This window comes from Actinacidiphila sp. DG2A-62, from assembly GCF_035825295.1.
In the GTDB taxonomy this organism is placed as follows: domain Bacteria; phylum Actinomycetota; class Actinomycetes; order Streptomycetales; family Streptomycetaceae; genus Actinacidiphila.
This window is the reverse complement of record NZ_JAYMGI010000002.1, coordinates 7,753,706-7,779,411: the sequence shown is the minus strand read 5'-3', so window position 1 is coordinate 7,779,411 and position 25,706 is coordinate 7,753,706. Positions and strand designations below refer to the sequence as shown.

Annotated in this window: 21 protein-coding genes and 2 pseudogenes; 20 read left to right on the top strand and 3 right to left on the bottom strand. The window is 72.4% G+C overall.

Features of this window, described 5'->3' with window-relative positions:
• Positions 1-25: 25 nt before the first annotated feature.
• The gene (locus VSR01_RS34325) at positions 26-1,021 is read right to left on the bottom strand and encodes a beta-ketoacyl-ACP synthase III (RefSeq protein WP_326452881.1); all 996 of its coding nucleotides are present in this window, start codon (positions 1,019-1,021) and stop codon (positions 26-28) included.
• 426 nt (positions 1,022-1,447) lie between these two features.
• On the opposite strand from VSR01_RS34325, the gene VSR01_RS34320 reads away from it, so the two are divergent.
• The 4 genes and pseudogenes from VSR01_RS34320 (at position 1,448) to VSR01_RS34295 (ending at position 6,120) form a co-directional block, all read left to right on the top strand.
• A complete protein-coding gene (locus VSR01_RS34320) occupies positions 1,448-2,803 on the top strand; it encodes an ABC transporter substrate-binding protein (protein ID WP_326452880.1) in 1,356 nt (451 codons plus the stop codon).
• Complete coding sequence (locus VSR01_RS34315; protein ID WP_326452879.1) at positions 2,803-3,819, top strand: carbohydrate ABC transporter permease; 1,017 nt, start codon at positions 2,803-2,805, stop codon at positions 3,817-3,819. The genes VSR01_RS34320 and VSR01_RS34315 overlap by 1 nt, the downstream gene beginning before the upstream one ends.
• Positions 3,816-4,743 (top strand): annotated as a pseudogene (locus VSR01_RS38100) (carbohydrate ABC transporter permease). Before VSR01_RS34315 ends, VSR01_RS38100 begins: the two are co-directional and overlap by 4 nt.
• A gap of 162 nt (positions 4,744-4,905) precedes the next feature.
• Complete coding sequence (locus VSR01_RS34295; RefSeq protein WP_326452876.1) at positions 4,906-6,120, top strand: cellulose binding domain-containing protein; 1,215 nt, start codon at positions 4,906-4,908, stop codon at positions 6,118-6,120.
• An 80-nt stretch (positions 6,121-6,200) separates the two neighbouring features.
• Here VSR01_RS34295 and VSR01_RS34290 read toward each other — a convergent pair whose 3' ends face one another.
• Positions 6,201-7,250: a cellulose-binding protein gene (locus VSR01_RS34290; RefSeq protein WP_326452875.1), complete on the bottom strand. Its 1,050-nt coding sequence runs from the start codon at positions 7,248-7,250 to the stop codon at positions 6,201-6,203.
• Between the two features lie 221 nt (positions 7,251-7,471).
• On the opposite strand from VSR01_RS34290, the gene VSR01_RS34285 reads away from it, so the two are divergent.
• The 9 genes and pseudogenes from VSR01_RS34285 to pntB all read left to right on the top strand — a co-directional run bounded on the left by VSR01_RS34285 (position 7,472) and on the right by pntB (position 16,490).
• Positions 7,472-8,302: an aldo/keto reductase gene (locus tag VSR01_RS34285; RefSeq protein ID WP_326452874.1), complete on the top strand. Its 831-nt coding sequence runs from the start codon at positions 7,472-7,474 to the stop codon at positions 8,300-8,302.
• A gap of 111 nt (positions 8,303-8,413) precedes the next feature.
• A complete protein-coding gene (locus tag VSR01_RS34280) occupies positions 8,414-9,382 on the top strand; it encodes a ketopantoate reductase family protein (RefSeq protein WP_326452873.1) in 969 nt (322 codons plus the stop codon).
• A 506-nt stretch (positions 9,383-9,888) separates the two neighbouring features.
• A complete protein-coding gene (locus VSR01_RS34275; protein WP_326452872.1) occupies positions 9,889-10,290 on the top strand; it encodes a CGNR zinc finger domain-containing protein in 402 nt (133 codons plus the stop codon).
• A gap of 19 nt (positions 10,291-10,309) precedes the next feature.
• Positions 10,310-10,558 (top strand): annotated as a pseudogene (locus tag VSR01_RS38095) (FAD-dependent oxidoreductase); the annotation flags it as partial.
• 43 nt (positions 10,559-10,601) lie between these two features.
• A complete protein-coding gene (locus tag VSR01_RS34270) occupies positions 10,602-11,171 on the top strand; it encodes a hypothetical protein (RefSeq protein ID WP_326452871.1) in 570 nt (189 codons plus the stop codon).
• A complete protein-coding gene (locus VSR01_RS34265) occupies positions 11,129-11,728 on the top strand; it encodes a hypothetical protein (protein ID WP_326452870.1) in 600 nt (199 codons plus the stop codon). Before VSR01_RS34270 ends, VSR01_RS34265 begins: the two co-directional genes overlap by 43 nt.
• Before the next feature lie 329 nt (positions 11,729-12,057).
• A complete protein-coding gene (locus VSR01_RS34260; RefSeq protein ID WP_326452869.1) occupies positions 12,058-13,152 on the top strand; it encodes a sugar ABC transporter substrate-binding protein in 1,095 nt (364 codons plus the stop codon).
• 332 nt (positions 13,153-13,484) lie between these two features.
• Positions 13,485-15,026: a Re/Si-specific NAD(P)(+) transhydrogenase subunit alpha gene (locus VSR01_RS34255; RefSeq protein WP_326452868.1), complete on the top strand. Its 1,542-nt coding sequence runs from the start codon at positions 13,485-13,487 to the stop codon at positions 15,024-15,026.
• Between the two features lie 6 nt (positions 15,027-15,032).
• Positions 15,033-16,490: a Re/Si-specific NAD(P)(+) transhydrogenase subunit beta gene (gene pntB, locus VSR01_RS34250; RefSeq protein ID WP_326452867.1), complete on the top strand. Its 1,458-nt coding sequence runs from the start codon at positions 15,033-15,035 to the stop codon at positions 16,488-16,490.
• Positions 16,491-16,624: 134 nt separating this feature from the next.
• On the opposite strand, the gene VSR01_RS34245 is transcribed toward pntB, so the two are convergent.
• Complete coding sequence (locus tag VSR01_RS34245) at positions 16,625-17,434, bottom strand: ferritin-like domain-containing protein (protein ID WP_326452866.1); 810 nt, start codon at positions 17,432-17,434, stop codon at positions 16,625-16,627.
• Between the two features lie 300 nt (positions 17,435-17,734).
• Here VSR01_RS34245 and VSR01_RS34240 point away from each other — a divergent pair, with 300 nt between their 5' ends.
• The 7 genes from VSR01_RS34240 to VSR01_RS34210 all read left to right on the top strand — a co-directional run bounded on the left by VSR01_RS34240 (position 17,735) and on the right by VSR01_RS34210 (position 25,689).
• Positions 17,735-18,598 carry an MIP/aquaporin family protein gene (locus tag VSR01_RS34240; RefSeq protein ID WP_326452865.1) on the top strand — a complete coding sequence of 288 codons (864 nt, stop codon included), beginning with the start codon at positions 17,735-17,737 and terminating at the stop codon, positions 18,596-18,598.
• A gap of 51 nt (positions 18,599-18,649) precedes the next feature.
• Positions 18,650-20,167: a glycerol kinase GlpK gene (gene glpK / locus VSR01_RS34235; protein WP_326452864.1), complete on the top strand. Its 1,518-nt coding sequence runs from the start codon at positions 18,650-18,652 to the stop codon at positions 20,165-20,167.
• A gap of 112 nt (positions 20,168-20,279) precedes the next feature.
• Positions 20,280-21,245, top strand: coding sequence for a N(4)-(beta-N-acetylglucosaminyl)-L-asparaginase (locus VSR01_RS34230; RefSeq protein WP_326452863.1), 966 nt, complete (start codon positions 20,280-20,282; stop codon positions 21,243-21,245).
• Positions 21,242-22,072 carry a M55 family metallopeptidase gene (locus VSR01_RS34225; protein ID WP_326452862.1) on the top strand — a complete coding sequence of 277 codons (831 nt, stop codon included), beginning with the start codon at positions 21,242-21,244 and terminating at the stop codon, positions 22,070-22,072. Before VSR01_RS34230 ends, VSR01_RS34225 begins: the two co-directional genes overlap by 4 nt.
• Before the next feature lie 109 nt (positions 22,073-22,181).
• Positions 22,182-23,858, top strand: coding sequence for an FAD-dependent oxidoreductase (locus VSR01_RS34220; protein WP_326452861.1), 1,677 nt, complete (start codon positions 22,182-22,184; stop codon positions 23,856-23,858).
• Complete coding sequence (locus VSR01_RS34215) at positions 23,855-25,306, top strand: ATP-binding protein (protein ID WP_326452860.1); 1,452 nt, start codon at positions 23,855-23,857, stop codon at positions 25,304-25,306. The genes VSR01_RS34220 and VSR01_RS34215 overlap by 4 nt, the downstream gene beginning before the upstream one ends.
• Positions 25,303-25,689, top strand: coding sequence for a UBP-type zinc finger domain-containing protein (locus tag VSR01_RS34210; protein WP_442785603.1), 387 nt, complete (start codon positions 25,303-25,305; stop codon positions 25,687-25,689). Before VSR01_RS34215 ends, VSR01_RS34210 begins: the two co-directional genes overlap by 4 nt.
• Positions 25,690-25,706 lie beyond the last annotated feature (17 nt).

The window sequence follows — 25,706 nt, the reverse complement described above, 5'->3', positions numbered from 1 at the left end:
CACGGACCCCGCCCGCCGGTCGTCATCAGGGCAGCGTCGCCACGACCGCCGCGTACGACAGGCCCGCGCCGTAGCCGAGCAGCAGCGCCGTGTCGCCCGAGGCGGCCTGCCCGGAGGACAGCAGCGCGTCCATCGCCAGCGGGATCGACGCGCCCGAGGTGTTGCCGCTGGTGACGATGTCCTTGGCGACCGCGACGCCCGGCGGCAGGCCGATGGCCCTGGTCATGCTGTCGATGATTCGCTCGTTGGCCTGGTGCGGGACGAACGCCTGCAGCTCGCCGGGGGCCACCCCGGCCGCGTCCAGCGCCTGGCGGGCGACCTTGGACATCTCGTAGACCGCCCAGCGGAAGACCCGCTGGCCCTCCTGGCGCAGTGCGGGGAAGGGGTGGCCGGGGTCCTTCTTCAGGGTGTCCCAGGGCACGCTCTGCCGGATCGCGTCCGCCTGCGAGCCGTCCGCGCCCCACACCGCGGGGCCGATGCCCGGCTCCTCGGCCGGCCCGACGACCACCGCGCCGGCGCCGTCGCCGAAGATGAACGCGGTGGAGCGGTCGGTGAGATCCAGGATGTCCGACATCCGCTCCACGCCCACCACCAGGACGTGGCCGCCGCGGGCGCGCACCATGTCCGAGGCGAGCACCACGCCGTGGACGAAGCCGGCGCAGCCCGCGGAGACGTCGAAGCCGGCCGCGCGGGTCGCGCCGACCCGGTGCGCGATCTCGGTGGCGACGGCCGGTGTCTGCATCAGGTGCGTGAAGGTCGCGGCGATGACGCAGGTGATGTCCTCGGGGGTGAGGCCCGCGGCGGCCACCGCCTTGCTCGCGGCCTGCTCGGCCATCACGCCCAGCGTCTCGTCGGGGCCGGCCCAGCGGCGGCTGACGATGCCGGTCCTGCTGCGGATCCACGCGTCGGAGGAGTCGATGGTGCGGCACACCTCCTCGTTGTCCACGACGCGGCGCGGTCGGTACGCCCCGACGCCGAGGATGCGGGAGTGGGCCGCGGACGGGCGCGTTTCAGCTTTCATGGGAGCCTTTCGGACGAGGCGTCGGGCCGGGGGCGGACCCCCGGCCCATCCTCCAACGCGCGGCACCCTCCGCGGGTTGCGGGGCAGGTTTCACGCCACCCGGACCGGCCCGCGAGGGCCGCGTCCCTCCTGAGTGGGCGGGGTGTCGGCCGGTACGTTGGGGGCGTCGGCCGCAGGGCGGCACCATCGACCGGAAGCGAACATGTTCCAACACCTCCTGCACATCACGGTCCGGCAACGCATCTTCATCGGAACGTTGACGACCTTGGGCATGTGGCGTAGAACTACCCTGCAGTTGCGATGGCGTTTCATCTTGGTGACTTCTGTTGGAAACGGATCGGTGCTGGAGCCGCCCAGAAACCTCCCGAATCCGCCAGCATTTCGCCTTCGGCCCCCCAGTAACGCCCACACACACATGGAGGCACCATGTCGGACGTCGAGTCGTCGGGCAGCACGGCACACAGCCTGTCCGCGTCGCGCAGGAACGTACTCAGGGGGGTGGCCGGGGCCGCGGGCCTCGCCGCGGTCTCCGGAGGGCTCCTCACCGCCTGTAGCTCCAGCGATGACGACAAGAAGAAGAGCGGCGGCAGTTCCCAGCCGGTCGCGGGCAGCACGGTGACCTTCGGGTCGAACTACTCCGACCCCGCGCCGAAGGCCGCCTTCGCGTCGCTGACCACCGCGGCCACCGCGAGCACCAAGGTGAAGGTCAAGATCAACACCGTTGACCACAACACCTTCCAGCAGAACATCACCAGCTATCTGCAGGGCACCCCGGACGACCTGTTCACCTGGTTCGCCGGCTACCGGATGCAGTACTTCGCGGCGCAGGGCCTGGTCGAGCCGATCGACGACGTCTGGGAGAAGATCGGCGGCAGCTTCAGCGCGCCCGCCAAGCAGCTGTCCACGGGCCTGGACGGCCACCAGTACCTGGTGCCGATCTACAACTACCCGTGGGTGGTCTTCTACAACAAGAGCGAGTTCGCCAAGCGCCACTACGAGATCCCGACCACCTGGGACGAGTACGTCAAGCTCGCCAAGAAGATGAAGTCCGACGGCCTGATCCCGATCGCGTTCGCGGACAAGGACGGCTGGCCGGCGCTCGGCACCTTCGACATCCTCAACATGAGGATCAACGGGTACGACTACCACATCAAGCTGATGAAGCACGAGATCCCCTGGACCGACCAGGGCGTGCACACCGTCTTCCAGCACTGGGCCGAGATCATGCCCTACCTGCAGAGCGGCGCCAACGGCCGGATCTGGCAGGACGCCACCAAGGCGCTGGAGGCCAAGCAGGCCGGCATGATGTTCCAGGGCACCAACCAGGTGGCCGCGCAGTACGTCACCGACAAGGCCAACCTGGACGACCTGGACTTCTTCACCTTCCCCGCGATCAACCCGCAGTGGGGCCAGGACTACATGGACGCCCCCACCGACGGCTTCATGCTGAGCAAGAAGGCCAAGAACACCGACGCCGCCAAGGCGATCCTGGAGTACATCGGCACCGGCCCGGCCGAGTCGGCGTACCTGAAGTCCGACCAGTGGGACGTCGGCCTGGTCACCGGCCTGCAGGTGCCCACCTACAACGCGATCCAGAAGAAGTCGGTCACCGAGATCGCCAAGTGCAAGTCGGTCGCGCAGTTCATGGACCGCGACTCCGACCCGGCGATGGCCAACGCGATGATCTCGATCTGCCAGAAGTTCATCGACGACCCCAGCACGAGCAACATCGCCTCGCTGCAGAAGAGCGCGGAGTCCCAGGCGAAGGCGATCTACTCCTGATGAGTTCCGCCTCCCAGGTGCACGACCCGGCGGCGGCCGGGGCCCGGTCCGAGAAGGACCGGGCCCCGGCCCGCCGCCGTCGCCGCATGCGCCATATGACCGTCCGCGACCGCGTGGTGGTCGCGCTGCTGCTGGGCATCCCGCTCCTGCTGGACCTGGCCTTCGTGTGGTTCCCCGCGGTGGGCACGGTGCTGCTGTCGTTCACCAAGTGGAACGGCGTGGGCAGCCTGCACACCAAGACGTGTCAGCCGAACATGCCGTCGATCCTCAACAACGGCTGCTGGTACGGCGTGCAGAACTACCACCAGGCCGCGACGATCTACCCCGAGTTCTGGCCCGCGGTCCGGCACAACCTGATCTGGCTCGCGGTCTTCGTGGTGATCGCCACCCCGCTCGGCATGCTCTTCGCGGTGCTGCTGGACCGGGGCCTGCGCGGCACCCGGATCTACCAGAGCCTGCTGTTCCTGCCGGTGATGCTGTCGCTGGCGCTGATCGGCATCATCTGGGAGTTCGTGTACTCCCAGAACTACGGCCTGATCAACACGGTGATCGGCCGCAACCACAACGACAACGCCATCGACTGGCTCGGCAACCCCCATCTGAACCTGTGGGCGGTGCTGCTGGAGGCGACCTGGCGGCAGGCCGGCTATGTGATGATCCTCTACCTGGCCGGCCTCAAGGCGGTGGACCCGAGCCTGCGCGAGGCCGCGCTGGTCGACGGCGCGAACCCCTGGCAGACGTTCTGGCGGGTCGTCTTCCCGGTGATGAAGCCGATCAACATCGTCATCATGGTCGTCACCGTCATCGAGAGCCTGAGAGCCTTCGACCTGGTGTACATCACCAACAAGGGCATCAACGGACTGGAGTTGCTGTCCGTCCTGGTGACCACCAACATCGTCGGCGAGACGCAGCGGGTCGGCTTCGGCTCGGCGCTCGGCGTGGTGCTGCTGGTGATCTCGCTGGTGCCCATCTCGATCTTCCTGTACCAGACGTTCCGCCGGGAGGAGTCAAGTTGAGTTCCGAGACCCTTCCCGGCGCCGCGGTGGGGACCACCGCCGCGCCGCGCGCCGGCCGACCGGGCGTCAAGCCGAAGCCGTGGGGCAAGGTCGCCTCCCAGGTGTTCCTGATCGTCGCCTCGGTGCTGTGGGTGCTGCCGATCCTGTTCGCGCTCTACGTCGCGGTCCGGCCGTACTCCGACACCCGCAAGTACGGCTACGTGTCGATGCCGCACCACCTGACCTTCCAGAACTTCCGTGAGGCGTGGACCCAGTCCGACATGCCGCACTTCTTCTGGAACTCGGTGCTGATCACCGTGCCCGCGGTGATCATCGTGCTGGCGCTCGCCTCCGGCGTGGCGTTCGTGCTCACCCGGGTCAACGTGAAGGTCAACGTCGCGCTGCTGATCCTGTTCACGGCCGGCAACCTGCTGCCGCAGCAGGTGATCATCACCCCGCTGTACCGCATCTACCTGAAGATCACCCTGCCGCACTTCGTCAGCAGCAGCGGCCTGATGTACAACTCCATCTTCGGCCTCGTGGTCATCAACGTCTCCTTCCAACTGGGCTTCTGCGTCTTCGTGCTGAGCAACTACATGAAGTCGATCCCCGGCGAGATGTACGAGGCCGCGCTGGTGGACGGCGCGAGCCTGTGGACGCGCTTCTGGCGGCTGACCGTGCCGCTGTGCGCAGGCCCTGGCCGCGCTCGCGACCCTGCTCACCACCTGGATCTACAACGACTTCTTCTGGGCCATCACCCTGATGTCGTCGGGCGACAAGCGGCCGGTCACCTCGGCCCTCGCCAACCTCCAGGGGCAGTTCGTCAGCAACCAGAACCTGATCGCGGCGGCGGCGATGATCGCCGCCATCCCGACGCTGGTGGTCTACATCCTGCTGCAGAAGCAGTTCATCGCGGGCCTGGCGCTCGGGTCGAGCAAGGGCTGAGCACACGGCGGTCCACGGGGGCGGCGGCCGGCGGGCCGCCGCCCCCGCGTCGTGTGGGCAACGCCCGGAGCCTCCTCGCGCGGTCGCCGGGATTGACAGTGCGCCCCGGGCTCGCTCTCATATGTGGGAGCGCTCCCATTCCCCACATCCCAGGAGGCGCACATGCGTACCGCACGCGACCGGCTCCGGTCGCGCTTACCCCGCCGCCCGCGCCTGTGGCTGCTGCTGCTCGCCGCGGCGGCCCTGTTCGTGCCCGCGGCGGCGGCGATCCCGGCCAGCGGGGCCGCCGCGACCGGCGGCTGTTCGGTGACCTACACCGTCAACGAGTGGGCCGGCGGCTTCACCGCGCAGGTCCGGCTGACCAACCTCGGCCCGGCGGTGAGCAGTTGGCAGCTCGGCTGGACTTACGGCGGCGACCAGCACGTCACCTCGGCGTGGAACGCCACCGTCACCCAGAGCGGCGCCGCCGTCACCGCGGTCAACGCCGCGTACAACGGCACGCTGGCCACCGGCGGTTCGGTGGACTTCGGCCTCCAGGGCACCTGGCAGTCGGCCGACCCCGCGCCGAGCGCGTTCACCCTGGGCGGCGCGCCCTGCGACGGCGGCACGCCGCCCACCTCTCCCCCGACCTCTCCCCCGACCTCGCCGCCCACCTCGCCGCCGACCAGTCCCCCGACGTCGCCGCCCGCGGACTGCGGCAGCGCGGTGATCTGCTCCGGCTTCGAGGACCAGTCGGGCGGCACGCCGTCGGGCGACTGGCAGTTCACCGCGCCGGACTGCCAGGGCACCGGCACCGTCACGGTGGACTCCGCGGTCGCGCACACCGGCAACAAGTCGCTGCGGGTGGACGGCAAGGCGGGCTACTGCAACCACGCCTTCGTCGCCTCCACCCACGACCTGTCGACCGTCGGCCCGGTGGTCTACGTGCGGCTGTGGGTGCGCCACACCACGGCGCTGCCGACCTCGCACGTGGCCTTCGTGTCGATGCCGGACTCCTCGCAGGGCGGCCGGGCGCTGCGGATCGGCGGCCAGAACGGCGCCCTGCAGTGGAACCGGGAGACCGACGACGCCACCCTGCCGGCCCAGAGTCCGGCCGGGGTGGCGCTCAGCAGCCCGCTGCCGACCGGCAGTTGGCAGTGCCTGCGGTTCGCGATCGACACCTCGTCCGGCCATCTGGACACCTGGCTGAACGGCCAGCAGGTGCCGGGCCTGCACATGGACGGCGTGCCGACGCAGGACGTCGACCAGCAGTGGCTGAGCCGGACCACGCCGCCGCGCCCGACCGCGCTGCGGCTGGGCTGGGAGAGCTACGCCACCGGTGACGACACGCTCTGGTTCGACGACGTCGCGGTGGGCTCCTCGCCCGTCGGCTGCTGACGCCGCGAGCCGATCGGCCGGAGGGAACCCGGTCCGGACCGCCGCCCGTGAAATCGGCGGCGGTCCGGACCGGGAGCCGGTCACCGCGTGGTGTAGGCCGCCGCGGTGTAGGGCGCGGAGCAGGAGTTCGCGCAGGCGGCCGGGAGCGAGAAGTCGTAGACGCGGCCGTCGAAGAGGTAGGCGTCGGAGGCGTCGCGGACCCTGATGCTGAAGTCGGTGCCGCCGGAGGTGGTGGGGGCGAGGACGAACGCGTGCCCCATGTCGCTGTCCGGCTGCGCGTCGTGCCAGGTCCCGTCGGCCAGGTACTGCACGCCGTGGACGCCGTTGGGCAGGTGGGAGACGGCGACGGCGCCCCACCAGCGCTGGGCGCCCTGCAGGAAGCCGATCCTGATGTCGCCGCTGTAGTTCGGGGCGGGCACGTAGGACCAGGACACGTGCCGGTTGTTCCAGTGGTCGGCGAGGCCGCTGACGGGGACGCCGCCCTGGGTGAAGCGGCCCAGCGACGAGGTCACCAGGTCCAGGTGGTTCGGGTCGTCGCGGCACCAGGCGTTGGCGTCGGCGCAGCTGTCGGCGACCAGCATGGTCAGCGTCGCGCCGTCGTAGGAGTCCGGGATCCACGAGCCGTTCCGGCAGAACGGCTGGCCGGGCGCGCCGTCGTTGACCCCGGTGCAGTAGTCGCCGATGGTGACCCGCACCCAGCGCCCGCAGTTGCGGCCGTTGTCGAAGGCGCCGATCCGCGAGGCCTGGGCGGGCGGCACCGGACGTGGGTAACTCGCGTAGTCGCCGGGGGTGTTGAAGACGTTGAGGGCGACGAAGTCCGGCGAGTCCAGCTCGGCCTGCGGCAGGCCGCAGCCGCCGTAGGGCTGGCCGAGGCCGTCGAAGTGGGTGGCGTTGCCGACGACGTCGGCGTGCGCGGCGCGGGGAGCGCCGGCCGCCGCGGCGGCGTGGGCGGCGGCCGGGGAGGTGGCCGCGCCGGACCGCGGGGTGGCGGCGGGCGCCGACACCTGCGCCGCCGCCCACAGCAGCGCGGTGCCGCTGATCACGGCGAGCGCGGCCAGCAGGGCGGGACGGCGGCGTGCGGGCGGGCGCGACCGCCGGCCGGGGACGGGCCGGGGCGGGGAAGAGCGCATCGATGCCTCCGGTGGTGTGGGGGGACGGCATATGGGAGCGCTCCCATACTGCGCTCGGGCCCCAGGCGTGTCCAGGGTCGCCGCCGTCCCGCGGCGCGCCGCCCCGCGAGCCCCGCGGGCGCCACCGGCCGCGGCGTCTAGGGTGGCGGGCAGAAGATCGCCGGTTCTGCCGGGGGGCGGCGGGACCGGCACGAAACGCAGCGACGCAAGGGAACCGCCTCATGCCCACAGCTCCGCTCCACACGCTCGACGACGGAACGGCGCTGCCCGCGCTCGGACTCGGCACGTATCCCATGGACGACGCCGAGGCGGAGCGCGCGGTGGCGCAGGCCGTCGCGCACGGCTACCGGCTGGTCGACTCGGCGGCCAACTACCGCAACGAGGCGGGCGTCGGCCGCGGCGTCCTGGCCGCCGGCGTGCCGCGCGAGGAGATCGTCGTCACCACCAAGCTGCCCGGCCGCGACCACGGCTACGAGCAGACGCTGCGGTCGTTCGAACAGTCCCGCAAGCGGCTGGGCCTGGACTACGTGGACCTCTATCTCATCCACTGGCCGCTGCCGCGCGTCGACGCCTACGTCGACTCGTGGCGGGCGATGGTCAAGCTGCGCGAGGAGGGAGCGGTCCGCTCGATCGGGGTCTCCAACTTCACCGCGGAGCACATCGACCGGCTGGAGCGGGAGACCGGGGTGCTGCCGTCGGTGAACCAGATCGAAATGCATCCGCTGTTCCCGCAGGCGGAGTTGCGCGCCGCGCTCGCCGCCAAGGGGATCGCGGTGGAGAGCTGGAGCCCGCTCGGGCGCGGCAGCGACCTGCTGGAGGACCGCGCGGTGCGGGCCGTCGCGCGGGCCCACGAGCGCACGCCCGCGCAGGTGGTGCTGCGCTGGCACGTCCAGTCGGGTGCGGTGCCGCTGCCGAAGTCCGCCGACCCCGGCCGCCAGCGGGACAACCTGGCGGTCTTCGACTTCACCCTGGACGAGCGGGAGATGGCGTCGATCGCCTCCCACACCCCGCACCGCCTCGGCGGCGACCCGCGGCACCACGAGGAGTTCTGAGGCCGGCCGGGGAGCCGCGCGCCCGGTGCCGGCTGCCCCTGCCGACTGCCCCCTGCCGACTGCCCTCTGCCGGGTAGAGTAACCGTCCGACCGGTTACGCCGGACACGGGCGTGACGGCACTCGACGGAAGGAGGGCCGCGGTGCGGATCGCGGTGGTGGGCGCGGGGGGCGTCGGCGGGTACTTCGGGGCGCGGCTGGCCGCGGCGGGCGGCCCCGGCGAGACGGTCCTGGTGGCGCGCGGCCGGCATCTGGAGGCGATCCGGGCCCGTGGTCTGAGGGTGCGCAGTCCGCTGGGCGACGTCACCGTGCCGTCCGAGGCGGTGGTGGCCACACCGCGGGAGGTCGGGCACGCCGATCTGGTGATCGTCGCGGTCAAGCTGTGGGACACCGAGGAGGCGGCGCGGCAGGTGCTGCCGCTGGCCGAGGCGGGCGCGGCGGTGCTCTCGCTGCAGAACGGCGTCGACAAGGACGACGTGATGCGCCGCGTGCTGCCGCCGCGGTCGCTGCTGGGCGGGGTGTCCTACATCTCGGCGGCGATCGGCGAGCCGGGCGTGGTCGAGCACCACGCGCCGCTGCAGAAGCTGGTGTTCGGGGAGTTCGACGGCTCCGCGAGCAAGCGGGTGTCGGAGCTGCTCCAGCGGTGTCTGGACGCCGGCATCGACGCGGCGGCGCACCCGGACATCGAGCGGGTGATCTGGGAGAAGTTCGTGTTCCTCGTGGGGCTGTCGGCGGCCACCGCCGCCGTCCGGCAGCCGATCGGGGTGGTCCGCTCGGACCCGGGCGCGCGGTCGCTGCTGCACGACGTGATGCGGGAGGCCGCCGAGGTCGGCCGGGCCCGGGGCGTGGACCTGGACCCGGGGTTCGCCGACGAGCGGCTGGCGTTCTGCGACAGCCTGCCGGCCGCCATGACGGCCTCGATGTACCGCGACCTGGTCCAGGGCAACCGGCTCGAACTGCCGTGGCTGAGCGGGGCGGTGGCCCGGCTAGGCCGGGAGGCGGGCGTCCCGGTGCCGCGCAACAAGGCCGTCGCGGACATCCTCTCCCCGTATGTGGCGGGCGCTCCGGCCCCGGTCGAGTAACCGGCGGAGCGGTTATGACGACACGCGAGCCGACCGTGGCCGCCGCGGGGCCGGCGCCGAGGGGCCGGCCTCCGGGGGGCCGGTGCCCGACCTGCGCTTCGACGCCGGAAGCCTGGCGCTCAACCTCGTGGCGACGCTCGGCGGCCGGCACGCCACGCCGGTCGAGCGGCTGGACGGGCCGGGGCGGCTGCGCGCGTGGTGCGAGGGCGTGGGGCTGCCGGTGCCGGACGTGGAGCCGGACGTGGTGCCGGACGTGGAGGGGGGCGCGAAGCCCCACGGGGCCGCGGACGCGGTGGCCGTCGCGGGTTCGGGTTCGGGTTCGAGTTCGAGTTCGGGCACGAGCGTGGCGACGGCGCTCGGCGCGGGGCCGGCCACGCCCCGGGCGCTGCTCCGGGCGCTATCGCGGGCGCTGCTCCGGGCGCCGCGCCGGGCGCCGTGTCGGACTCCGCGCCGGACCTCTCCCCCTCCTCGCCGATCTGCGGCTGCTGCGCGAGGCCGCGTACGACGTGGCGGCGGCGGACCTGCGCGGCGCCGCGCCCTCCCTCGCCTCGGTCGCGCTGGTCAACGAGTGCGCGTACCACGCCCCGCCCGCGCCGCGTCTGGAGCTGACCGCCGCGCCGGACGCCGGGTCCCGCGCCCTGGCGGTCCGGCTCCCGCCGCTGACGGGTCGTCATCTGCTCTCGCTGGTGGCCCGCGACCTGCTCGCGCTGATGGCGGACCCGCGGCTGCGCGCGCGGCTGCGCGAGTGCGAGGCGCCGCGGTGCCGGATGCTGTACCTGGACACGACGGCCGGCGGTAGGCGCCGCTGGTGCTCGATGCGGGTGTGCGGCAACCGGGCCAAGGCCGCCCGCCATCGCGGTCTGTCGGGGGCGGCGGGCCGCGCGGTCTACTCCTCTCAGCAACCGTGACGTCGTCCGAGGGGGTTCCATGGGGTGGACACGCAAGCAGGCGCTCAAGGCGCTGGCCGGCAGCGGGGTGGCCGCGGCCGTCGCGCTGCGGCCGGGAGTGGCCGCGGCGGCGGGAGGGTCCGGCGGGGGCGCGGGCCGGGTGATCGAGCGCGACGTGTGCGTGGTCGGCGGCGGCTCGTCCGGCACGTACACCGCGGTGCGGCTGCGCGACGAGGGCCGCAGCGTCGTGGTGATCGAGTCCAAAGGCCGGCTCGGGCGGGCACTGCGAGACCTACCACGACCCGCGGACCGGTGCGACGACCGACATCGGGGTGACGGTCTTCCACGACACGCCGCTGGTGCGCGGGTACTTCGGCCGGTTCGGCGTCGACCTGGTCGGCTCCGGCAGTCTCGGCGGCGGCGCCACCGTCTACGCGGACTTCCGCACCGGCCGGGTCGTCGACGGCTACACCCCGTCGGCGCCCACCGCCCTCGGCACGTATCTCGGCATCCTCCAGCAGTACCCCTACCTGGAGACCGGATACGACCTGCCGGACCCGGTGCCGGCCGAACTGCTCCAGCCCTGGGGCGACTTCGTCACCGCCCACGGCCTGGAGTCGATCGCCCAGCTCGCCTACTCCTTCGGCCAGGGCTTCAACGACATCCTGGCGCTGCCCGCGCTGTACGTGCTGAAGTACTTCGGCGCGGGCGTGGTGACCGGCGTCCTGCAGAACTCCTTCCTGACCACCGCGCACCGCGACAACAGCGCGCTGTACGAGGCGGCGGGGGCGTTCCTCGGCGAGGACGTGCTGCTCGGCTCGCGGGTCACGGCGACCGACCGCGACCGGCAGGCGGCGGGGTGCTGCTGCGGGTCGACACCCCGGACGGTCCGCTCACCGTGAAGGCGGGGAAGCTGCTGATCACCGCGCCGCCGCTGCCGGCCAGGCTCGCCGCCTTCGACCTCGACGCGCACGAGCGCGACGTGCTCGGACGGTTCCGGCAGGGCAACTACTACACCGGGCTGGTGCGGCTGGCCGGCGTGCCGGCCGACCTGACGGTGCAGAACGTCGGCGCGGACACGCCGTACAACCTGCCGCCGCTGCCGGCCGCCTACGCGTTCTCGCCGAGCAGCGTACCGGGACTGCACGACGTGAAGTACGGCAGTCCCTCGCCCGTGGGCGACGCGGCGGTGCGCGGGGCGATCGTGGCTGACCTCAAGCGGCTGCGCTCCCAGGGCGCGGTGGACGTCAGCCGGGTGGAGTTCCGCGACTTCTCCAGCCACACCCCCTACGAGCTGACCGTCGGCGCGGCCGACATCGCCGCCGGCTTCTACCGGGCGCTGAACGGGCTGCAGGGACGGCGCGGCGCCTACTGGCACGGCGCGGCCTTCCACGCCCACGACTCGGCGCTGCTGTGGGAGTTCACCGAGCAGACGCTGCTGCCGCTGCTCACCGCCTGAGCCGGCGGGGCGCGAGCCGCACCGCGCCCCGCGCATCGCCACCGCCCCGCGCCGCACTCCCCACACCGAACACCCCGCACCGCACACCCCGCACCGCCGCGGCGCCCGGCGTCTGCCCACCGGCAGGCGCCGGGCGCCTGCTGTGTCAGAACCCGGCCGATGTCACCCCTGTGACCACGGGGAGAGCGCGCCCACGTCCGAGTTCAGGCAAATCTCCTGCGGAATGTCGGCAATCATGGTCCACTTCTTGACGAGTGGGGACTAACGCCAGTTGACTCACCCGCACTTGGGCTGCGGCGTTGCGGCCCGCTCCGGGAGGGCAACGTTCCATGAACGCGTTGACACGACGCATCGTCGTCACGACCGCCGCCGTCTCCATGGCGCTGGCGATGGCCGCCTGCGGCAAGGCGGGGGACGACTCGAAGGGCTCGGACAAGGACAAGGGCGGGGCCAAGTCCATCGGCCTGCTGCTCCCCGACACCGTGACCGCCCGGTACGAGCGGTTCGACAAGCCGCTCATCGAGGCCAAGATCAAGGAGCTGTGCTCCGACTGCACGGTCAGCTACGACAACGCCGGCGCCGACGCGTCCAAGCAGGCCCAGCAGGTCAACACGATGATCACCAAGGGCGTCAAGGTGCTGATCCTGGACGCGCAGGACGCGGTGGGCATCCGCTCCTCGGTGCAGGCCGCGGTCGACAAGGGCGTCAAGGTGGTGGCGTACGACCGCCTCGCGCAGGGCCCGGTCTCCGCCTACGTCTCCTACGACAACGAGAAGGTCGGCGAGCTGCAGGGGCAGGCGCTGCTGGACGCGCTCGGCCCGAAGGCCACCCCGCAGTCGAAGATCGTGATGATCAACGGCGACGACGCGGACCCCAACGCCGCGCAGTTCAAGGCCGGCGCGCACAAGGTCCTGGACGGCAAGGTCGACATCGCCTACGAGCAGAGCGGCCTGTGGAAGGACACCGTGGCGAACCAGAAGGTGACCGCGGCCATCACCCAGCTGGGCAAGCAGAACATCGCCGCGGTGTACTCCGCCAACGACACCATGGCCGGCGGCATCGCGACCGCCCTGAACGGCCAGGGCATCAAGGTCCCGCTGACCGGGCAGGACGCCGACCTCGCGGCCATCCAGCGCATCCTGACCGATCACCAGACGGCGACGGTCTACAAGGCGTACAAGCCGGAGGCCGACGCCACCGCCGAGATCGCCGTCGCCCTGCTGGAGGGCAAGGACGTCACGTCGGTCGCCGACACCACCGCCAAGTCCGGCTCCGGCCAGGACGTGCCGGCCAAGCTGCTCACCGCGGTGTCGGTGACCAAGGCCAACATCAAGGACACGGTGGTCAAGGACGGCATGTACACCGTGGCGCAGATCTGCACCGGCCAGTTCGCCGCGGCCTGCAAGGCCGTCGGCCTCCAGTAGCCGCCACCGGCGGGGCGAACACCGCGAACGCCCCCGGTTCGGCATAGATTCGACAGCACCGCAAGGGGTCCCCCGCAGGCCGCGGGGGACCCCTTGGTGCGTGCGGGACCGCACGCACACCGTGCGGCGCTCGCGCAACCCCTGTACGGACGCTGTGCGGACGCTGTGTCCACCGCCACCCCTTACGGGGTTGTGCCGGGCCCGCGGGTTCCAGCAGTGTCTACCGCGTGCGCTGCCGCGCACGCACCGCGCAAGCCCTGTTTTCCGCCTGCCAAGCCCGTTTCCGTCGAGATCTGAGCCGAGAGCCGAGCCGAAAGGGACAAGGGATACGGATGCCGGAGTCAGTGCCACAGCAGATCGGCGTCGCGGCCGAAACCCGAACGGGTGAGACCCGCGTGGCCGCCACCCCCGCCACCGTCCGCCAACTCCTGCGCCTGGGGTACGAGGTGGTCGTCGAGTCCGGTGCGGGCGCGGCGTCCGGCTTCACCGACGACGCCTACGTCCAGGAGGGCGCCGCGATCGGCGCGGCCTGGCGGTCCGACATCGTGCTCAAGATCAACGCGCCCTCGCCGGAGGAGATCGCCCGGCTGCCCGACGGCGCGACGCTCATCGCCCTGCTCGCCCCGGCCCAGAACCCGCAGCTGCTGGAGGACCTGGCGCAACGCGACATCACCGTGCTGTCGATGGACGCGGTGCCGCGCATCTCCCGCGCCCAGTCGATGGACGTGCTCAGCTCGATGGCGAACATCGCCGGCTACCGGGCGGTGATCGAGGCCGCGCACGTCTTCGGCCGGTTCTTCACCGGCCAGGTCACCGCGGCGGGCAAGGTGCCGCCGGCCAAGGTGCTGGTGGCCAGCGCCGGCGTGGCGGGGCTGGCCGCGATCGGCGCGGCCGGCAGCCTGGGCGCCGAGGTGCGCGCCACCGACCCGCGCCCGGAGGTCGCCGACCAGGTCGCCTCCCTGGGCGGCCGGTACCTGGCGGTCGACGTGGAGCAGGAGCAGGGCACCGACGGCTATGCGAAGGCCACCTCGCAGGCGTACGACCGCCGGGCCGCGGAGATCTACCACGAACAGGCCGCCGAGGTGGACATCGTCATCACCACCGCGCTGATCCCCGGCCGCCCGGCGCCGCGGCTGCTGACCGCGCGGGACGTGGCGGTGATGAAGCCCGGCAGCGTGATCGTGGACATGGCCGCGGCGCAGGGCGGCAACGTCGAGGGCACGGTGCCGGGCGAGGCGGTGGTCACCGAGGGCGGCGTGACCATCCTCGGCTACACCGACCTGCCGGCCCGGCTGCCCGCGCAGGCGTCGCAGCTGTACGGCACCAACCTGGTCAACCTGCTGAAGCTGCTCACGCCGGACAAGGACGGCCGGATGGCGCTGGACTTCGACGACGTGGTGCAGCGCGCGGTGACCGTGGTCCGGCGCGGCGAACTCACCTGGCCCCCGCCGCCGGTGCAGGTGTCGGCGGCGCCGGCGGCGCGTGCGGAGGCCGCCGCGCCCCCGGCCGCGGCGCCCGAGCGGAGGCTGTCGGCGCCGGCCCGGCTGGGCCTGATCGGCGCGGGGATGGTGGCCCTGTTCCTGGTGATCGCCTTCTCCCCGGCGCAGCTGGCGGAGAACTTCACGGTGTTCACGCTGTCGGTGGTGATCGGCTACTACGTCATCGGCAAGGTCCACCACGCGCTGCACACCCCGCTGATGTCGGTGACCAACGCGATCTCCGGGATCGTGGTGATCGGCGCGCTGCTGCAGATCGGCCGCGGCTCGACCGCCGTCACCGTGCTGTCGTTCGTGGCGATCCTGCTCACCAGCATCAACATCTTCGGTGGGTTCGCCGTCACCCGTCGCATGCTCGGCATGTTCTCGAAAGGCTGAGGCCGCATGAAAGCCAGTACGGGAATCCAGGCCGCCGACGTCGTCGCCGCGCTGCTGTTCATCATGAGCCTGGCCGGTCTGTCGCAGCACCGCACCTCGCGCTCCGGCATCCTCTTCGGCACCGCGGGCATGGCCATCGCCCTGGTGGCCACCTTCGGCTTCACCGCCGACGACATCTCCGGGTGGGGCATCGCGCTGCTGATCCTCGCGATGGCGATCGGCGCGGCCGTCGGGCTGTGGCGGGCCCGGGTGGTGGAGATGACCGGCATGCCGGAGCTGATCGCCATGCTGCACAGCTTCGTCGGCCTGGCCGCGGTGCTGGTGGGCTGGAGCAGCTACCAGGAGGTCGAGGCCAAGGGCGCGGCGCAGACCGCGATCGCGCACGACCTGCTGCGCATCCACCACGCCGAGGTGTTCATCGGCATCTTCATCGGCGCGGTCACCTTCACCGGGTCGGTCGTGGCGTTCCTGAAGCTGTCCGCGCGGATCAAGTCGCGCCCGCTGACCCTGCCGGGCAAGAACGCGCTCAACCTGGGCGCACTGGTCGCCTTCGCCGCGCTGACCGTGTGGTTCGCGGTGCACCCGGGCCGCGGGCTGCTGATCGCGGTGACGGTGCTGGCGCTGGCGCTGGGCTGGCACCTGGTGGTGTCGATCGGCGGCGGCGACATGCCGGTGGTGGTCTCGATGCTGAACAGCTACTCGGGCTGGGCCGCCGCGGCGGCCGGCTTCCTGCTGAACAACAACCTGCTGATCGTGACCGGCGCGCTGGTCGGCTCCTCCGGCGCGTACCTGTCGTACATCATGTGCAAGGCGATGAACCGGTCGTTCCTCTCGGTGATCGCCGGCGGCTTCGGCATCGAGGCGGCGGCGTCCTCGGGCGAGGAGGCCGGCGAGCACCGGGAGACCACCGCCGAGGAGGCGGCCGAGCTGCTGGCGTCGGCCGGCTCGGTGATCATCACCCCGGGCTACGGGATGGCGGTGGCGCAGGCGCAGCACCCGGTGGCCGAGCTGACCCGGGCGCTGCGCGAGCGCGGGGTGGAGGTGCGGTTCGGCGTGCACCCGGTGGCGGGCCGGCTGCCCGGCCACATGAACGTGCTGCTGGCCGAGGCGCGGGTGCCGTACGACGTGGTGCTGGAGATGGACGAGATCAACGACGATTTCGCGTCGACCGGTGTGGTGCTGGTGATCGGGGCGAACGACACGGTGAACCCGTCGGCCGCGGAGGACCCGTCGAGTCCGATCGCGGGCATGCCGGTGCTGCGGGTGTGGGAGGCGGAGAACGTCATCGTCTTCAAGCGCTCGATGGCCTCCGGCTACGCGGGCGTGCAGAACCCGCTGTTCTTCCGGGAGAACAGCCGGATGCTGTTCGGCGACGCCAAGCAGAGCGTCGAAGCGATCCTGCGGGCGCTCGGCTCCGCGGACCCCGGCGCGCCGCCGGCGGCCCGCGGCGGACGACCGCGGTGACCGCCTCGTAGCCGCGGCGCCGGCGCCCGAGCGGGGCCAGGCGCACGGCCGACACGGGCGGGCCGCCCGCGCCCGAATGGACGCGTTCGGGGCCGGCCTGACGGCGTGTCCGGTCCGCCCGCCGCGCTTTGGGCTCAGCCCTCGGACGCGACGGGCGCGACCGCGGGCGCCGGCGCCGGGCCGCCCAGCGCGTTCCTGAGCTCCGGCTCGGGCATCCGCAGCCGGACCATCCGCCGCCAGCCGCCGAGCCGCTCGTAGAGGTACACGCCCTGGATGCCGGCCCGCAGCACCGCCGACTTGGCGGCCGGCCAGTGCAGCACCCGGCCCATGTGCGCCATCACCGCGAGGCTGACGTCGCGGTAGATCCTGATCTCGGCGAGCGCGCTCTCGCGCAGGACGCGCCGGATCGTCCGCGCGTGCCCCTCGCCGGCCAGCCGCAGCAGTTCCTCGTGGCAGTACGCCAGGTGGTTGTCCTCGTCGCGGGAGATCGCCCGCACCGCGCGGCCCACCTCGGGGTGCGCGCCGAAGTGCTTGAGCAGCAGCGCCATCTGCTCCGAGGCGCGCTGTTCGGTGACCCTGCTGTGGGCCAGGTAGGTGACGATGTCCGTTTCGGTCAGGGGCTCGTCGCGGCGCAGCCGGACGTGCGCGAGACCGATGCCGCAGCGCTCCAGCAGCATCGTGTAGTCGGTGTCGCCGGGCACCGGGACGGGGGTCAGGCCCCGCTTGCGGATCAGCGCGGCGAAGATCCGGCCGTGCTTGTCCTCGTCGGCGCCGTGCCGGGCGATCTTCGGCGCCAGGTCGCGCTGGGAGTCGGGGACGAGCGCGGCGATCCTGCCGTTCTCCCAGCCGCCCTGCGCCTCGCCGCTGGCGGCGATGGAGCAGAACAGCCGGAAGGACTCGTCGTCGTCGAGGATTTCCGTGAACAGGCTGCGCGCCGAGAGCATCGCGTGCCTCCTTCGGTCGTACGCCCGCGCCGTCGCGGGCAGCCGGACGGACGGCCACCGGTCAGCAGCAGTCAATGGCCGTCCGCAACGGGTCGCAACCGGGCGGCGCAGGGACTGGGCCGATCGGGGCAGTGCGGGGGCATACTGTCGACGCGCCGGAACGCCGTGGACGTCGCCCGGACGGCTCACCGCCTCGCGCCCGCGACGGCCCCAGGTGTTTCGGTGGAAGCGAGCAGCCGGAGCAGCACTGGCCGACAGCCGCGCGCGGGCGCACCCCGCGGCGGCGGGAAGCAGGTATCCATGGCGGAACGCGAACGCGATGCGGCATCGGGATCTGGGCTGATCGGCGAACTCTCAGCGGAGTTCGCCGGCACGATGATCCTCCTTCTTTTCGGTATCGGCGTCGTGGCCCAGGTGGTGGCCGGCGGCGGACTGACCGATCCGGCCGGCGGGCTGGGCAACCACGACAGCATCTCCTGGGCCTGGGGCCTGGGCGTGACCCTCGGCGTGTACGTGGCCGCGCGGCTCAGCGGCGCGCACCTCAACCCGGCGGTGACCCTGGCGCTGGCGGCCTTCAAGGGGTTCTCCTGGAAGAAGGTCGCGCCGTACATGATCGCGCAGACGCTCGGCGCGTTCGTCGCGGCGCTGATCGTGCGGTGGAACTACACCGAGGTGCTGGGGCACTTCGACCCCGGTCACACCATCAAGACGCAGACCGTGTTCTCCACGCTGCCCGGCAACGGCAACCCGGCGGCCGGCGTGCACGAGTGGGGCGCCTTCCGCGACCAGGTGATCGGCACCGCCATCCTGCTGATCCTGATCCTGGCCGTGACGGACGCGCTCAACACCCCGCCGGGGGCGAACCTGGGCCCGTTCATCGTCGGTCTGATCGTGGTCGCGATCGGCATGGCGTTCGGCACCGACGCCGGGTACGCGATCAACCCGGCGCGTGACTTCGGGCCGCGGCTGGCGAGCTACATCACCGGCTACCACACGGCCTGGCGAGATCAATGGGGCAACCTCTACTTCTGGGTGCCGATCGTGGCGCCGCTGGTCGGCGGTCTGATCGGCGGGGTGTTCTACAAGTTCTTCGTCTCCAGGTTCCTGCCCGGCGCCGAGCCCGAGCCCCCCGGGCGCGCCCCGGCCTCGCAGCCGCAGGTCTGAGACACCGTCCGACATCCCCCAGCCCCACGGGCTTGACGAGAGGCGACACCCATGGCGGACTTCGTCGGCGCGGTGGACCAGGGCACCACCAGCAGCCGTTTCATGATCTTCGACCACCAGGGCAACGAGGTGGCCAAGCACCAGCTGGAGCACACCCAGTACCTGCCCAAGCCCGGCTGGGTCGAGCACGACCCGACCGAGATCTGGGAGCGCACCAACGTCGCGATCCAGACCGCGGTCCGCTCGGCCGGCCTGCAGGCGTCCGACCTGGCGGCGATCGGCATCACCAACCAGCGCGAGACGACGGTGGTGTGGGACCCGCGCAACGGCCGGCCCTACGGCAACGCGATCGTCTGGCAGGACACCCGCACCGACTCCATCGCCAAGGCGCTGGAGCGCGACGGGCACGGCGACCTGATCCGGCGGCGGGCCGGGCTGCCGCCGGCCACGTACTTCTCCGGCGGCAAGATCAAGTGGATGCTGGAGAACGTCGAGGGGCTGCGCGAGGCGGCCGAGCAGGGCCACGCGGTGTTCGGCACCACCGACTCGTGGATCCTGTGGAACCTCACCGGCGGCCCGAACGGCGGCATCCACGCCACCGACGTCACCAACGCCAGCCGCACCATGCTGATGGACCTGGAGACGCTGGACTGGGACGACGAACTGCTGGAGATCTTCGGCATCCCGCGGGCCATGCTGCCGACCATCAACCCCTCCTCGCACCCCGAGGCGTACGGCAGCACCCGCGCCTCGCGGCCGACCGGGTCGCCGGTGCCGATCGCCGGCGTGCTGGGCGACCAGCAGGCGGCGACCGTGGGCCAGGTGTGCTTCTCCCCCGGCGAGGCGAAGAACACCTACGGCACCGGCAACTTCCTGCTGCTCAACACCGGCACCGAGGCGGTGCGCAGCGAGCACGGCCTGATCACCACGGTGGCGTACAAGTTCGGCGACGCGCCGGCGGTGTACGCGCTGGAGGGGTCGATCGCGGTGACCGGCTCCGCGGTGCAGTGGCTGCGCGACCAGCTGCACATCATCAAGGGCGCGCCGGAGAGCGAGCGGCTGGCCCGTACCGTGGACAGCAGCGACGGCATCTACTTCGTGCCGGCGTTCTCCGGCCTGTTCGCGCCGTACTGGCGGTCCGACGCGCGCGGCGCGATCGTCGGCCTGGCCCGCTACCACACCGACGGGCACCTGGCCCGGGCCACGCTGGAGTCGATGTGCTACCAGAGCCGCGACGTGGTCGAGGCGATGGAGCAGGACTCCGGGGTGCACCTGGACGTGCTGAAGGTCGACGGCGGCGTGACCGCCAACGACCTGTGCATGCAGACGCAGGCCGACATCCTCGGCGTGCCGGTCAGCCGTCCGGTGGTGGCCGAGACCACCGCGCTCGGCGCGGCCTACGCGGCGGGGCTCGCCACCGGCTTCTGGCGGGACACCGACGAGCTGCGCGAGCACTGGAACGAGTCCAAGCGGTGGGAGCCGCAGTGGACCGACGAGCAGCGCGCGACCGGCTACACCGGCTGGAAGAAGGCGGTGGAGCGGACGCTGGACTGGGTGGACGTCGAGTGACCGGGTAGCCGGGGCCCCGCGCTCACCGCGGCCACCGGTCGCATAGGTTGATCCACGGCGCGGCCGTCACCCTCGGCCGCGCCGTGACGGTCGATCCGAGCGGAGGGGCCCCGTGCACGAACAGGTGATCATCGGCAGCGAACGCAGCGAGGTCGGGCTGCCGGCCGGCATGGAGGCGCTGCTGCGCGGCGGCTCCGCGCTGGACGCGGTGGAGGCCGCGATGCGGGTCTGCGAGGACAACCCGGCCGACCACTACGTGGGCACCGCGGGGCTGCCCAACGCGCGGGGCGTGGTGGAGCTGGACGCCTCGGTGATGCTGGGCTCGGGCCGGCAGTTCGGCGCGGTGGCGGCCCTCCAGGGCTACCCGCACCCGATCTCGGTGGCGCGGGCGGTGCTGGAGAAGCTGCCGCAGCACAGCCTGCTGGTCGGCGAGGGCGCCGCGCTGTTCGCCCGCGAGAACGGCTTCGAGACCGCCGACCTGCTCACCGACGAGTCCCGCGAGCAGTGGCGCAAGCAGGTCGCGGACTCGCGCGAGGCGGTCGAGGGCGAGAACACCGAGGCCACCGACGGGGACCGCCGCTACCGGGAGAGCGCGCTGGAGCTGATCCGGCGGCTGGCGCCGCACGACGGCCCGTGGGGCACCATCAACATCATCGCGCTGGACGCGCGGGGCGAGATGTGCGTGGGGGTGTCCACCTCCGGCTACCCGTACAAGTACCCGGGCCGGGTCGGCGACTCGGCGCTGCCGGGCGCGGGCAACTGGTGCGACCTGCGGGCCGGCGGCGCGGCCTGCACCGGCCGCGGCGAGCTGAGCATGCGCGGCGGCACCGCCCGTACCATCGTGGACCTGATCGGCGCGGGCTCCGACCCGGCGCAGGCGTGCCTGGCCGCGCTCGCCGACGCCGCGACGCTGCCCGACGAGTACCGCTCGGAGCTGCGCGCGCTGGCGCTGACCCCGGACGGCCGGCACGGCGGCGCCGCCGGGCAGGAGGGCAGCGTGTACGCGCTGATGACCCCCTCGTCCACCGAGCCGGAGTTCCGGCCGCGCGAGGTGCTGCGTCCGCGGGGGTCGGCGTGAGGATCTTCGTCTCGTCCGACATGGAGGGCACCGCGGGCGTCGTCGACTGGTCGCAGTGCCGGCCGGGCCAGGAGGAGTACGCCCACTACCGGACGCTGCTGCTGGAAGAGGTCAACGCGGCCATCGAGGGCGCCGCGCAGGCCGGCGCCACCGGCTTCCTGGTCAACGACTCGCACGGCGCGATGGCGAACCTGCGGCCCGACGCGCTGGCCGGCCGGGCCCGCTACCTGTCGGGCCGGCACAAGCCGCTGTACATGATGCAGGGTCTCGACGCCTCTTTCGACGGCGTCTTCTTCGTGTCGTACCACGGCTCGATGCAGGGCTCCCCCGCGACGCTGTCGCACACCTACAACCCGCTGGCGATCAGCGAGGTCCGGCTGAACGGCGTGGTCGCCGGGGAGAGCGGGATCAACGCGCTGGCGGCGCTCGGGCACGGCGTGCCGGTGCTGCTGGTCACCGGTGACGAGACGACGGCGCGCGAGCTGGAACCGTTCTGCCCGGACGCGGTGCCCGCGGTGGTGAAGTCCTCGCTGTCGCGGTTCTCCGCGGACAGCATGCACCCGCTGGACGCGCGCGACGCCATCAGGGCGGCGGCCCGGCGGGCGGTGGAGTCGCTGCCGGGGGCGGGGCTGCCGCGGATCGAGCTGCCGGCGACGCTCGCGGTGCGGATGCGCAACCCCGACCTGGCCGAGATGGCCACCTGGGTCGCCGGCGTCGAGCCCGACCCGGCCGACCCGGCGGCGGTGACGATCACCGGCGACGACCCGCTGCGGCTGTACCGCACCTTCATCACGGTGGTGCTGCTCACCCGCGCCATCGCCGAGTGACCTGAGCTGGGAGGAACGCCCGTGCGCGGTCCCCGACCGGCCACTAGGCTGAAACGCGAAGCGGCCGGGACACCGGGGGTCCGGCCACGACCGGATGCGGGGACTGCCCATGCCACAGCCGGACGGCACGCGCCGTGCCGTGCTCCTCACCGTCGACGACGACCCGGGGGTCTCCCGGGCGGTCGCGCGCGACCTGCGCCGGCGGTACGGCGAGCGGTACCGCGTGGTGCGCGCGGAGTCCGGCGCCTCGGCGATGGACGCGCTGAAGCAGATGAAGCTGCGCGGCGACCTGGTCGCGGTGCTGCTCGCCGACTACCGGATGCCCGACATGAACGGCATCGAGTTCCTCGAACGGGCCATGGACGTCTATCCCGGCGCGCGCCGGGTGCTGCTCACCGCGTACGCCGACACCGGCGCGGCCATCGACGCGATCAACGTGGTGGACCTGGACCACTACCTGCTCAAGCCCTGGGACCCGCCGGAGGAGAAGCTCTACCCGGTGGTCGACGACCTGCTGGAGAGCTGGCTGGCCTCGGACCACCGGCCGGTGCCGGAGACCAAGGTGGTGGGCCACCGCTGGTCGGCGCGCTCGTCGAAGGTGCGGGAGTTCCTGGCCCGCAACCAGATCCCGTACCGCTGGTACCTGTCCGACCAGCCCGAGGGCGAGCGGCTGCTGGCCGCGGCGGGCTGCGACGGGCTGCGGCTGCCGCTGGTCATCGCGCCGGGCGGCGAGGTGCTGGTCGAGCCCAGCGACCAGGACCTGGCCGCCCGGGTCGGCCTGTCGACCGCACCGGCCGAGGAGTTCTACGACCTGGTGGTGGTCGGCGGCGGCCCGGCCGGGCTCGGCGCGGCGGTCTACGGCGCCTCCGAGGGCCTGCGCACGGTCCTGGTGGAGCGCACCGCGACCGGCGGACAGGCCGGCCAGAGCGCGCGGATCGAGAACTACCTCGGCTTCCCCGACGGGGTGTCCGGGGCCCAGCTGACCGACCGGGCGCGCCGCCAGGCCAGCCGGTTCGGCGCCGAGATCCTCACCGCGTGCGAGGTCACCGGCCTGGAGGTGAGCGGCCCGGCGCGGACCGTGCGCCTGTCGGACGGCTCGGCGATCGCCGCGCAGAGCGTGCTGCTGACCACCGGGGTGGCCTACCGGATGCTGGACGTGCCGGGCGTCGCCGAGCTGACCGGCCGCGGCGTCTACTACGGCTCGGCGCTGACCGAGGCCGCAGGCTGCGAGGACCAGGACGTCTACATCGTCGGCGGCGCCAACTCCGCCGGCCAGGCCGCCGTCTACCTCTCCCGCCGGGCGAAGTCGGTGACGCTGCTGGTGCGCGGCCCCTCGCTGGAGGCGTCGATGTCGCACTACCTGATCCAGCAGATCGCGGCGATACCCAGCATCCGGGTGCGTACCGGCACCGAGGTGTCCGCCGTGCACGGCTCGGACCACCTGGAGGGCCTGGTGCTGCGCGACCGGGACGGCGGCGGCACCGAGCTGGTCGACGCGCAGCGGATGTTCGTCTTCATCGGCGCCGCGCCGCGCACCGACTGGCTGGACGGCACGGTGCGCCGCGACCGGCACGGCTTCGTGCTCACCGGGCCGGACCTGGACGACGGGGACGGGGCGCCGGCCGGCTGGGAGCCGGACCGGCCGCCGTACCACCTGGAGACCAGCGTGCCGGGCGTCTTCGCGGCCGGCGACGTGCGGTCGGAGTCGGCCAAGCGGGTCGCGTCCGCCGTCGGCGAGGGCGCCATGGCCGTGATGCTGGTGCACCGATATCTGGAGGGGCTGTGACCGTGCAACCGTCGCCCTGCGACCCGGAGGAGCTGCGCAGCCTCTTCCTGTTCGAGAAGCTCACCGACGACCAGCTCGGGCAGCTGTGCCGCTCCGGCCGGGTGGAGGTGCGCGAGGCCGGCCCGGTGTACGCCGAGGGCGACCCGGCGACGTGCTTCTACGTCCTGCTGGAGGGCACGGTGGTGACCTCGCGGCGGGTCGGCGCCGACGACGTGGAGATCAACCGCACCTCGCAGCGCGGTGTGTACGCCGGCGCGTTCCAGGCGTACCTGGACGACCAGGTACCGCAGCTGTACACCAACTCGATGCGGGTGCCGGTCCGCTCGCGGTTCTTCGTGCTGTCCGCGCAGGAGTTCTCGCGGATCGTGCACGACTGGTTCCCGATGGCGGTGCACCTGCTGGAGGGGCTGTTCTTCGGCAACCGGACCTTCCAGCAGAAGGTCAGCCAGCGTGAGCGGCTGCTCGCGCTGGGGTCGCTGTCGGCGGGCCTGACCCACGAGCTGAACAATCCGGCCGCGGCGGCGCTGCGGGCCACCTCGGCGCTGCGCGAGCGGGTCGCGGGGATGCGGCACAAGCTGAAGATCCTGGCCGGCGGCCCCTACCGGCAGGCCGACCTGGACACGCTGGTGGGCATCCAGGAGCGCGCCGCGGAGCGGGTGGCCAAGGCCGAGCAGCTCGGCCCACTGGACGCCTCGGACCAGGAGGACGCGGTCGCGGACTGGCTGGACGGCCACGGCATCGCCGGCGGCTGGGACCTGGCGCCGGTGTTCGTGCAGGCGGGTCTGGACGAGGAGTGGCTGGACCAGGTGGCCGCGGCGGTGGACGCCGAGCTGCTGGAGAGCGCGCTGCGCTGGCTGAACTACACGGTCGAGACCGAGCTGCTGATGAACGAGATCGAGGACTCGACCGCCCGGATCTCCGGGCTGGTGAACGCCGCCCGGCAGTACTCGCAGCTCGACCGGGCGCCGTACCAGGTGGTCGACATCCACGAGCTGCTGGACAGCACCCTGCAGATGCTCGCCGGGAAGATCGGGCCGGAGGTGACGGTGGTCAGGGAGTTCGACCACACGCTGCCGAAGGTGCCGGCCTTCCCCGGGGAGCTGAACCAGGTGTGGACCAACCTGATCGACAACGCGGTCTCCGCGATGGACGGCCCTGGCACGCTCACCGTGCGGACCTCGCTCGACCGCGGCAGGCTGGCAGTGGACTTCCTGGACACCGGGCCGGGGGTCCCGCCGGAGATCCGGGACCGGATCTTCGAGCCGTTCTTCACCACCAAACCGGTGGGCCAGGGCACCGGCCTGGGCCTCGACATCTCCTGGCGAATCGTGGTCAACAAGCACCACGGCGACCTGGAGGTGACGTCCGAACCGGGCAACACCCGCTTCCGGGTGTGCCTGCCGCTGACCGCGGCGGCGACCCCCGACGCAGAGGAGACCTCCGCATGACCTCGCTGAACCCCCCGGACGAGATGCCAGAAGGCCAGGGCGGGGTGGCCATCGACCCCACCGTCCGGCCCAGCGGCACCGGCTGCGCCGACTGCGACGAGGCCGGCGGCTGGTGGTTCCACCTGCGCAGGTGCGCCGCCTGCGGGCACGTCGGCTGCTGCGACAGCTCCCCCGGGCAGCACGCCAGCGCGCACGCGCAGGCCAGCGGGCACCCGGTGGTGCAGAGTTTCGAGCCGGGCGAGGACTGGTTCTGGAACTACCGCACCGAGGCGTACGTGGACGACGGCCCGGCGCTCGCCGAGCCGTCCGCCCACCCCGAGGACCAGCCGGCGCCCGGCCCGCAGGACCGGGTGCCGCCGGACTGGCAGAGCCGGCTGCACTGAGTCACCGGCTGCACCGA

Bases quoted from the DNA above. Each gene is read 5' to 3' on its own strand.
- VSR01_RS34210 (WP_442785603.1), top strand. From the start codon at position 25,303: ATGACCTCGCTGAACCCCCCGGACGAGATGCCAGAAGGCCAGGGCGGG.
- VSR01_RS34315 (WP_326452879.1), top strand. From the start codon at position 2,803: ATGAGTTCCGCCTCCCAGGTGCACGACCCGGCGGCGGCCGGGGCCCGG.
- VSR01_RS34255 (WP_326452868.1), top strand. From the start codon at position 13,485: ATGCCGGAGTCAGTGCCACAGCAGATCGGCGTCGCGGCCGAAACCCGA.
- VSR01_RS34295 (WP_326452876.1), top strand. From the start codon at position 4,906: ATGCGTACCGCACGCGACCGGCTCCGGTCGCGCTTACCCCGCCGCCCG.
- glpK (WP_326452864.1), top strand. From the start codon at position 18,650: ATGGCGGACTTCGTCGGCGCGGTGGACCAGGGCACCACCAGCAGCCGT.
- VSR01_RS34320 (WP_326452880.1), top strand. From the start codon at position 1,448: ATGTCGGACGTCGAGTCGTCGGGCAGCACGGCACACAGCCTGTCCGCG.
- VSR01_RS34290 (WP_326452875.1), bottom strand. From the start codon at position 7,250: ATGCGCTCTTCCCCGCCCCGGCCCGTCCCCGGCCGGCGGTCGCGCCCG.
- VSR01_RS34260 (WP_326452869.1), top strand. From the start codon at position 12,058: ATGAACGCGTTGACACGACGCATCGTCGTCACGACCGCCGCCGTCTCC.
- VSR01_RS34220 (WP_326452861.1), top strand. From the start codon at position 22,182: ATGCCACAGCCGGACGGCACGCGCCGTGCCGTGCTCCTCACCGTCGAC.
- VSR01_RS34245 (WP_326452866.1), bottom strand. From the start codon at position 17,434: ATGCTCTCGGCGCGCAGCCTGTTCACGGAAATCCTCGACGACGACGAG.
- VSR01_RS34325 (WP_326452881.1), bottom strand. From the start codon at position 1,021: ATGAAAGCTGAAACGCGCCCGTCCGCGGCCCACTCCCGCATCCTCGGC.
- VSR01_RS34285 (WP_326452874.1), top strand. From the start codon at position 7,472: ATGCCCACAGCTCCGCTCCACACGCTCGACGACGGAACGGCGCTGCCC.
- VSR01_RS34240 (WP_326452865.1), top strand. From the start codon at position 17,735: ATGGCGGAACGCGAACGCGATGCGGCATCGGGATCTGGGCTGATCGGC.
- pntB (WP_326452867.1), top strand. From the start codon at position 15,033: ATGAAAGCCAGTACGGGAATCCAGGCCGCCGACGTCGTCGCCGCGCTG.